The organism is Fulvivirga sp. (genome assembly GCF_040220315.1).
Taxonomy (GTDB): domain Bacteria; phylum Bacteroidota; class Bacteroidia; order Cytophagales; family Cyclobacteriaceae; genus Fulvivirga.
On record NZ_JAVJUY010000277.1, the window covers coordinates 1 to 9,252 of the forward strand.

Sequence of the window (9,252 nt, forward strand, 5' to 3'; positions counted from 1 at the left end):
AGTAACAGTTGATGGTGGTTCATATATGGGGGATAACGGGGGTTTGGATATTATTGGAGGGTTAATAACAGTTCGTGATGGATTATTTGATGTGGGTTCAGGTGGAGTCATACGAATAAATGGGGATTTCAATTTTGAAGGAGGAAGTTTTTCAGGAGGCTCAGGGAGTGCGCAGATACAATTTCGAGGTTCAACCCTTCAGACAATTAATGGTGATTTTTCAGGTGCCAATGCGTTCCATAGAGTTTTATTTTTGAATCCATCTGGGTTCAATTTTACAGGAGGAAATTCAACTATAAATTCTTTAGTTAATTTTGCTAATGGAGTAGAAAATATAGATGGGGGGCTACTTAATTTGGGTTCTAGTACAACGGTATTACCAACACAATATGGTAGTTCTATGTCATATGTTAATGGCCGTGTATCAAGAGTAATTTCGTCTGGAGGTTCGTTTAACTTCCCAATTGGAAGCGAGACCAACTGGAGACCGGCATCAGTCAACAACGTTTCTGCAAGCGGCCTAACATGGGAAGCAGAATATTTTGAAGGCGACCCAACGTCCGACCCACTAGTTGATAATCTAACACCAACAAATTCAAGTATCCAAACAATAAGCTCAGGTGAATATTGGAAAATTTCGGATGGCAACGGGGCACCGTCTGGAGTCACTGCCAGAGTAGGGTTGAGCTGGGGCTCAGCAAGTGATGTTTCTTCTGTATTAGCCGAACGAGAGGAACTTGAGGTTATGATTTGGAATGATGCTATTAGCTCTTGGGATAACCTGGACGGAACCAGTTTCTCATCAGGGCATTCATCTTCTTCTGGTAGGTTTGTAGCAGTAAACAGCAATAGCTTTAGCGAGCAAATATTTACCCTAGGTTCTACAACAGCTAATAATCCACTTCCAGTTACACTGGTTTCTTTTGAAGGAATGTTAACTGATGAAACTGTGCTAATAAAATGGAAGACTTCAACTGAAATAAATAACGACTATTTTGAGCTTCAAAGGTCTGCCAATGGTATGGACTATGAGACGATTGCATTAATTCAAGGAAGTGGCAACACCGCCAGACAAATTGAATATGACTATCTGGATACTAAACCGATAGCAGGCAACAATTATTACAGACTGAAACAAGTAGATTTTGATGGGCAGGTTACCATTGAAAATAAGATTGTATTGGTTGAATATATTCCTAAGAACTTCACCTTATTATTTAATGTATTTCCCAATCCTACATCAGAGTATAATATTAATGTACGGGTAACGGCTAATCAAGATGTTCCAGTAAGGTTAGAGTTGTTTGATTTATTTGGCAAGAAAGTCTTTAGTAACGAGTATAGTTCTTCTGAACTTTATGATGATATAAAGGTACAACCTACAGAACAGCTTAATCAGGGTATTTATATCATTAGATTAGAACAATTGGATAAATCAATTACAAAGAGATTGATTATTACAAAATAATTCGTTGTAGTTCTATACGTTATTAAGAATAGTAATAGCAACAATACCAGCCGTCTCCGTTCGGAGACGGCTTTTTCCTAAACTTACTTTTTGATAGCCTGAAGTTAGTGCCAATTCTAGTTCTTCCGAAGTAAAATCGCCTTCTGGCCCAATGAGCACCAGCACTTTTTCACTATTAGTTATTGCATTTTGAATTAGAAGCGGATTAGCGTCATCTACATAGGCGATTAAAGTAGCCGTAGAATCTAGCTTTTGTTCATTAATGAATGTTGAAATAGGGACTAAGTCATTCATAACAGGTAAAGTTGCTTTTAATGACTGCTTCATTGCACTCACTGCTTTTTTCAAAAGCCGATCAAGTTTAATGTGCCTTCGCTCAGAGTTTTGAGTAACGATAAAACTTATTTCAGAAACGCCAATTTCAATGGCTTTTTCAACAAACCACTCTATGCGATCCAGGTTTTTTGTTGGACTGATGGCAATGTGTATATGCCTTTCTGGTGGGCAAGTTCCCTCTACACTAATAACTTCAAGCTGACAATCTTTAATGTTGTCTTTTGCAATTGAACACTGAAAAAAGTTACCTTTACCATCAATGACGGTAATGTGATCACCTTTTTTTTTACGGAGTACTTTCAGACAATGTAATGCCTCTTCTTTATTTAAGACGAATGAGTTATTGTTAGCAAGAGGCTCGTAAAAGAGCTGCACTTTATGAGTATTTATTAATCAGGTTTTCAACAAGTGCCACATATTCTGTTTTTGACTCATCATTTGACTTTCCTTTCAGCTCTGCCCATGCATCATGTTTGGCTATTGCTTTAAAATCAAACCCACCAGGCCGTTCTTCGTTATTGTCGCCTTCGGTAGCTTGCTTGTATAATGCATATAACTTCAATAACTCTTCGTTTGATGGCCTTTGAGGTAATTCTTTGGATTTACTAACTGCTTCTTCGAAATTCATATTTGTATAAATTAAAAAAGCCAGAAGCTTCCTCCTGGCTTAGTAATGATTTATTCTAATTATCTGTTTTTCATATCAACATAGGATCTCAAATTCTCGCCTACATAGATTTGTCTCGGCCTTCCTATTGGCTCATTGTTTTCACGCATTTCTTTCCACTGTGCAATCCATCCAGGTAACCTTCCTAGAGCGAACATTACAGTAAACATATCAACAGGAATACCCAGTGCTCTGTAAATAATACCTGAATAGAAATCTACGTTAGGATATAACTTTCTTTCTACGAAGTAATCATCATTTAATGCAACTTCTTCCAGACCCTTGGCAATATCTAAAATTGGATCATTTACACCTAGCTTATCAAGCACGTCATCAGCGGCCTTTTTGATAATTCTTGCTCTAGGATCAAAGTTCTTGTATACTCTGTGTCCGAAGCCCATCAAACGGAATGGATCATCTTTGTCTTTCGCTTTTGCCATCCATTTCTTGGTATCTCCACCATCTTTCTTGATGTTTTCAAGCATATTAATCACTGCAGAGTTGGCTCCACCGTGAAGTGGCCCCCACAATGCATTAATTCCAGCAGAAATAGAAGCATATAAACTTGCTTGTGAAGAACCTACAACTCGTACAGTGGAGGTAGAACAGTTTTGCTCATGATCTGCATGGAGAATTAATAGTTTATCTAATGCATTTGCTATTACTGGATCAACCTCATAAGGTGCTGCTGGTAGTGCAAACATCATCTTTAGAAAATTACTACAATAATTTAAGCTATTGTCGGGATAATTTACAGGGTGACCTACCTCGTTTTTATAAGCCCATGCTGCAAAAGTGGGCATTTTGGCTAAAATCCGAATGATACTCAAATTAACTTTGTCTGCTGATCTATTAGGATCTAATGATTCAGGATAAAACGCAGTCAGAGAAGTAACTAAAGAAGATAATACACCCATTGGATGAGAATTAGAAGGAAAACCTTCCAATATCTTCTTAATATCTTCATGCACCAACGTATGAACTTTTATTTGATTCTGAAAATCTGTTAGTTGAGCAGCTGTCGGTAGTTCTCCATAGATAAGAAGGTAAGATACTTCTAGAAAAGTAGATTTTTCTGCGAGTTCTTCAATTGAATAACCCCTGTAACGCAATATACCTTTTTCACCGTCAAGATATGTGATGGCACTGGTAGTGGATCCTGTGTTTTTAAAACCTGGATCAATTGTAATTAATCCTGATTCGCCACGTAACTTACCGATGTCAATACCTATTTCTTTTTCTGTGCCTTCTACTACCGGAAGTTCGTAAGATTTTCCTTCGTATTTTATCTCAGCCGTTTTAGACATATTTATTCTTCGTTTAAGGGTTAATCAAAATGTTCGTGAAATTAAACAAAAATCAAGTCAAATAAAAGCTCGGTATGCATACTAATTATTGCCTAATATCAATGGCATACCGTCTTTTCCGCTACCAACTACTACTACCTTGCTGTTTGGTGATTTTGCTAATTCCAGTGTAGCTTCAATACCTCTCATCTTTAATAACTCCGGAGTTAAACTACTGTTAATAATTTTGTTGGCAATTGCTTCACCATCAGCAGCAATTCTTTTTCTTTCTGCCTCACTTTTTTCCTTATCTAATCTAAACTGATACGCCAAAGCCTCTTGCTCTTGTTTCAACTTGTTTTCAATAGCTGCTCTAATTTGATCCGGTAAATTGATAGATCGAATTAATAACGCTTTCATCTGGCAGTTGTTTTGCATTAAGCTTCTCTCAGTTTCAGTTTTTATCATCGTTTCTACTTCACTTCTTTTGGTAGAATAGATTTCTTCAGCGGTGAACCGTCCCATTACCTGTCGCACGGCTGATCTTACTTCTGGTATTACTAACGTGTTTACATAACCAGTTCCAAAGTTTTCGTGCAGATATCCTACTTCATCATAAATAGGGTGGAAACGAAGTGTAACGTCTACATTAATACTCAATCCGTTCTTATCAAGTACGTCCATCTTTTCTTCTACAGAGCTTTCCTTTACATCATAAACATAAATATCATTCCATGGTGCTTTCATTCCAAAGCCCTGCGGAATTACATTGTCTTTGTCCAATCCGCCTTGAAACTTCTTAAATATTACGGCTCGTTCACCAGCTTCAATTGTATAAAAGATACTTGACGAGAGCCCAAAAAGAATAAAGAGTCCAACAACTCCAATAATTATGAAAGGTAAAAATTTTCTATTATCCATGATTTTTAGTTTTTCTTATAAATTGCAAATCTCCTTAAGTTAACACTAGAAAGCAAAGACTAGTTACAAACGCTTTTAACTTTGTCGAAGTCTTCATAATAACCAAGGGACCCAGCTACATCCCAATCTTCACAGGCCTCATCTTTATTACCCATTAAATATTTACAATTGCCTCGCTTAGAATAAAAAGAACCATCTGTATTATTTAGGGCGATGGCTGTATTATAATCTTCTAGTGCTTTATTATATTTCTCCAGTTTTTCATAGGACTGTGCTCGGTAAAAGTAACTATCTGGGTTTTGATAGTTCTTTATAATCGCAATGTTATACATGTAAACAGCCGAATCGTAATAATTAAGATTCTGAAATACATTGCCTTTGTAAAAATAGTAACCATAAAAATCGGGATTGACTTCAATTAAGTTGTTTACGCTTTTTAGCGCCTCTTTGTAATAGCCAGCTTCCTTAAAAGCCACAAATTTGTAGTAGTTATATTTCTCCTCAAATGGTTTAAGCTTAGTAGCCATGTTATAGTCATTTACTGCACCATTAAAATCACCAAGCTCATATTTCATTTTTCCACGAAGTATATATGAATAAGCAGAAGTATCTGTTGGGTTTAGAGAAATGTAGTTTGAGAATGATTCTACTGCTTTACTAATGTTACCCATATTTCTTTGAGCAAAGCCTTTATACATATAAATAATTGATAGGTCAGGGCTTAGTTCATACGTTTTGTTAAAATCTGATAGTGCCTTTTCAAATTCACCCAACTTGAAGTAGGTAATACCTCGATGATAATATGCATTGGCTAAGGTTGAATCTTTTTTAATACTTTGTGTAAGAAGGTCTATGGCCTTTTCTTTGTCAGCCGATAAATAACGGTAACCTCGGTTGTAAAGATCTTCTGCCGAGTCAGTATCGTTAACTTGGCATGTTGCAACTTTGAAAAATCCAAAAACGAAAATAACTAATAAAAAAAATGGCGAAACTAAAACTTTACTGATTTTTTTAACGTTCACTTGATGTCTAGACAGATAGTAGCAAATAAAACTAAATAATTCTTACCCATATCAGATATTTTTTGTATCATGCGAAATTTCCCAATTACCAGCAATTAAGGCTGTCCTGTGGAAATGTCGGGGAAAGAATTTGAACAAATCTTTCCAAAAATATTTATAAAGAATAACAATAGGGAACATTTTAGCGTATTATTTGTTCGTATAGATTGGGAAACAGGAAATAATTATCAGTAAATAACAAGAATGAGACAACTTAAGATTACGCAGTCTATCACAAACCGTGATAGTAGAACGCTCGAAAAGTACTTTAATGAAATTTCAAAAGATGAGTTGTTAACTCCTGAAGAGGAAGTTGATTTAGCTCAAAGAATCAGAGAGGGTGATGATGCCGCTTTGGAGAAATTAGTAAAGGCTAACTTGAGATTCGTGGTATCTGTTGCTAAACAGTACCATTATTCAAACAAAATTCCTTTGAACGATTTAATTAATGAAGGAAACTTAGGTCTTGTTAAAGCAGCCAAAAGATTTGATGAAAAAAGAGGATTTAAGTTCATTTCTTATGCCGTATGGTGGATTAGACAATCGATTATTCAGGCATTAGCAGAACATTCCAGAATTGTAAGAATACCATCAAATAAAATTGGTGCATTATCAAAAATTGATCAGGCATCTTCATTACTTGAGCAAAAGTTTGAAAGAGAGCCTACAGACGAGGAACTAGCCGAATTGTTAGAAATGACAATTGATGAGGTTAGAACAACAGTTAGATCACAAACAAAACAAGTATCCATTGATAAACCATTTTCAGAAGATGAAGGTAGTTCATTACTGGATGTGATGGAAGATGAAGATAGTAATGAGGTTGATAACATCGTTTATAAGGATTCTTTAAAGCGGGAGGTTGGTAGATTGTTATCTACTTTAACTGAAAGAGAAAGAGTTGTTATTAATCAGTATTTTGGATTGAGTGAAGAGCCAAGTTTATCTTTAGAAGATATAGGTGAAAATTTGGGTTTAACACGAGAAAGGGTGAGGCAAATTAAGGAAAAGGCACTTAGAAAACTTTCTAAAAACCCTAAAAATGAACTTCTTATTCCATACTTAGCTAGTTAATAGCGCCTAAGATTATAACATAAAAAAAGGAGCGTTTGCGCTCCTTTTTTTATGTTATAAATTTTAATTAGATAGACTTAATCTCTTCAAGTTTATTTCTCTCTGTTTGCAACTCGCGTCTTAATTTCATTTGATTCTCTAGTGATTTTTTACGAAAATCTTCGAATTTAGCTTCCAGGTTATGGTAATCCTTAAGTTTAGAATTAGCCAACTGCATCTTATCTTTTAACCTAAAAAGGATAAGTCCTATTATAATAATGAGTGTACCAATGGTAGTAAAATTGATTACTTTATAGACAGTCTTATCGATTGATATACCAAAAGTTTTGATCGTAGTAATCTGATTTTCAAGTGATTCAATCTTGGATATGGCATTGTTCAGTTGATCTTCTGTTGTTGATAAACGAGTATTTAATTCCTCATTGTTTCTTACAAGCACGTCTATTTCTTTCTTTTTCATACTAATGCTATCGGATACCTCACTCCAAAAAGAATTTAGTTTGTATGTTTTAATTACATTATAATCTTTAAACGTCTCACTATCGTTTAAAAGATTAGTAAATCGATCGTTAATGCTCTGTGAAAATGAGCATAAGATTAAAAAATAGCAGCTTGTAAATAACAAAGATTTCATCAAATTATTTTTATATTCATAAGAGTTACTTGTTAAATCTAGTAAGTTGTAATTTATCAATTAAACAAAACCTCTGCTTATTCGTTAAACAAACAATTATTTCGTTAAAAGTTGCTTTTATTAGGTTAGTTTTCAAAAAATACGTTTATATTTAATTTCATCAATAGAACTTAAAAATTTGTACTATGCCCAGAATAGGTTTTAAATTTGACAAGTATAGCATTTTAACTTTTCCGATGGCTTTTGCTATTATTCCTATTCTGCTACTAGCATCAATAATTGTAGGTTTGTGCACCATTATCTTAAAAGTGGTAGTGGATGTAATGACTTAAAAGATTAACTTCAAGCATGAGTAAAATTCATGTTAAGTCATATCTGCCTCATCCTTGGCACGGTATCAATATTGGTTCAGAAAGTCCTGTAGTAGTCAATGCTTTTATTGAAATGACTCCTTTCGATTCCGTTAAATATGAAATTGATAAAACCACAGGATTCATTAAAGTAGATCGGCCTCAAAAATTCTCGAACATAGTTCCAGCCCTCTATGGCTTTATACCACAAACTTATAGTGCCGAACATGTAGCTGAATTATGTCAACAGAAAACTGGTAATGCTACCATTGTAGGTGATAAGGATCCGGTGGACATTTGTGTTCTGACAGAGCGAAATATTAACCATGGAAATATAATAGTTCCTGCATTACCCATAGGTGGGTTTAGGATGATTGATGGCGGTGAAGCAGATGATAAGATTATTGCTATTTTAAAAGGGGATGAAGTATTTGGCCATTGGAAGACTATAGAGGATTGTCCTGACAGCCTGATCAATAGACTAAAGCATTATTTTTTAACTTATAAGCAAATGCCAGGGGAGTCAACAATAAAAAAAACTGAAATAACGCATTTATATGGGCAGGAAGAAGCATATGATGTAATCAATAGAAGTGTCAAGGATTATGATGAACACTTTAGTGTCTCATAGTTGATATTAAAAATCAAAATCATTAAAATAGAAGTAAACCAACAAATGAAAGAAAATATGAAATTTATAAGCAAGTATTTAACAGTTACAACTTTAATAGTTTTAGTATCATGTAGCGGAACCAAACAAGAGGAAGCATCTGAAGATGAAGCAACAAATTCTGAAGAAATGGGAATGGAGAAGGCAGAGGAAGTTAAGCCAGTGGCGATGGCTGCCATATCTAGTGCGAGTGGAAGTACATTAAGTGGCGAAGCTAAATTTACAGATAATGGAGACGGAACAGTAACTTTTGAATTGTCAGTTTCTGGTGCTGCACCAGGAACCCACGCCATTCATTTACATGTAAACGGAGATTGCAGTGCGCCTGACGCTACATCTGCTGGTGGTCACTGGAATCCTGCAGATGTTGATCATGGAAAACGTGGCGAAACTCAAATGTTTCATGCCGGTGACATCGACAATATTGTTGTTGGTGAGGATAGCACAGGTAGTCTATCAATGTCTGTTAAGGGATGGTCGGTAGGTGGTGCGGACAGCACAAATGTGATAGGCAAAGCGATAATAATTCATGCCAGCGCTGATGACTTTACATCACAACCTTCTGGTGCTGCTGGCGCTAGGGTAGGCTGTGGTGTTGTTACTGAAAAAATGTAAGGGATTTATCGCCCTTAATCTAATTTGAACCCTGACTTGAATGTCGGGGTTTTTTATACCCCACGCTTATCACCATATAGGTGGATATGAAGGCGATCAGTAAAATTAAATTCAAATTCTTTACAGATATTTATTAACCAGTCCCGGTTTGCGCTTAATTGTTGCGCATT

11 protein-coding genes are annotated in these 9,252 nt (G+C 35.5%); 5 read left to right on the forward strand and 6 right to left on the reverse strand.

Annotated features, from left to right (window positions below; all coding sequences use genetic code 11):
• Positions 1-1,468 (forward strand): T9SS type A sorting domain-containing protein (locus RLO81_RS13840; protein WP_350112678.1); only part of this gene is annotated, 1,468 nt, incomplete at its 5' end.
• Between the two features lie 12 nt (positions 1,469-1,480).
• Here RLO81_RS13840 and RLO81_RS13845 read toward each other — a convergent pair.
• The 5 genes from RLO81_RS13845 to RLO81_RS13865 form a co-directional block, all read right to left on the reverse strand.
• The gene (locus tag RLO81_RS13845; protein ID WP_350112681.1) at positions 1,481-2,179 is read right to left on the reverse strand and encodes a 16S rRNA (uracil(1498)-N(3))-methyltransferase; all 699 of its coding nucleotides are present in this window, start codon (positions 2,177-2,179) and stop codon (positions 1,481-1,483) included.
• A gap of 1 nt (position 2,180) precedes the next feature.
• Positions 2,181-2,432, reverse strand: a complete 252-nt coding sequence (locus RLO81_RS13850) for an acyl-CoA-binding protein (protein WP_350112684.1) — start codon at positions 2,430-2,432, stop codon at positions 2,181-2,183.
• 59 nt (positions 2,433-2,491) lie between these two features.
• The gene (locus tag RLO81_RS13855) at positions 2,492-3,778 is read right to left on the reverse strand and encodes a citrate synthase (RefSeq protein ID WP_350112687.1); all 1,287 of its coding nucleotides are present in this window, start codon (positions 3,776-3,778) and stop codon (positions 2,492-2,494) included.
• 81 nt (positions 3,779-3,859) lie between these two features.
• Positions 3,860-4,678, reverse strand: coding sequence for a prohibitin family protein (locus RLO81_RS13860; RefSeq protein ID WP_350112690.1), 819 nt, complete (start codon positions 4,676-4,678; stop codon positions 3,860-3,862).
• 59 nt (positions 4,679-4,737) lie between these two features.
• Complete coding sequence (locus tag RLO81_RS13865) at positions 4,738-5,700, reverse strand: tetratricopeptide repeat protein (protein WP_350112693.1); 963 nt, start codon at positions 5,698-5,700, stop codon at positions 4,738-4,740.
• 243 nt (positions 5,701-5,943) lie between these two features.
• Here RLO81_RS13865 and RLO81_RS13870 point away from each other — a divergent pair, with 243 nt between their 5' ends.
• Positions 5,944-6,813 (forward strand): sigma-70 family RNA polymerase sigma factor, encoded by an 870-nt coding sequence (locus RLO81_RS13870; RefSeq protein ID WP_155184428.1) that lies wholly within the window; start codon positions 5,944-5,946, stop codon positions 6,811-6,813.
• A 67-nt stretch (positions 6,814-6,880) separates the two neighbouring features.
• Here RLO81_RS13870 and RLO81_RS13875 read toward each other — a convergent pair whose 3' ends face one another.
• Positions 6,881-7,447, reverse strand: a complete 567-nt coding sequence (locus RLO81_RS13875) for a hypothetical protein (protein WP_350112696.1) — start codon at positions 7,445-7,447, stop codon at positions 6,881-6,883.
• 185 nt (positions 7,448-7,632) lie between these two features.
• Between RLO81_RS13875 and RLO81_RS13880 the strand changes: the two genes are divergently transcribed.
• Genes RLO81_RS13880 through RLO81_RS13890 form a run of 3 tightly spaced genes read left to right on the forward strand, consistent with a single transcriptional unit; the run spans position 7,633 to position 9,082 of the window.
• Positions 7,633-7,779 carry a hypothetical protein gene (locus RLO81_RS13880; protein WP_350112699.1) on the forward strand — a complete coding sequence of 49 codons (147 nt, stop codon included), beginning with the start codon at positions 7,633-7,635 and terminating at the stop codon, positions 7,777-7,779.
• A 16-nt stretch (positions 7,780-7,795) separates the two neighbouring features.
• Positions 7,796-8,428, forward strand: coding sequence for an inorganic pyrophosphatase (locus RLO81_RS13885; protein ID WP_350112702.1), 633 nt, complete (start codon positions 7,796-7,798; stop codon positions 8,426-8,428).
• Positions 8,429-8,485: 57 nt separating this feature from the next.
• Complete coding sequence (locus tag RLO81_RS13890; RefSeq protein WP_350112705.1) at positions 8,486-9,082, forward strand: superoxide dismutase family protein; 597 nt, start codon at positions 8,486-8,488, stop codon at positions 9,080-9,082.
• Positions 9,083-9,252 lie beyond the last annotated feature (170 nt).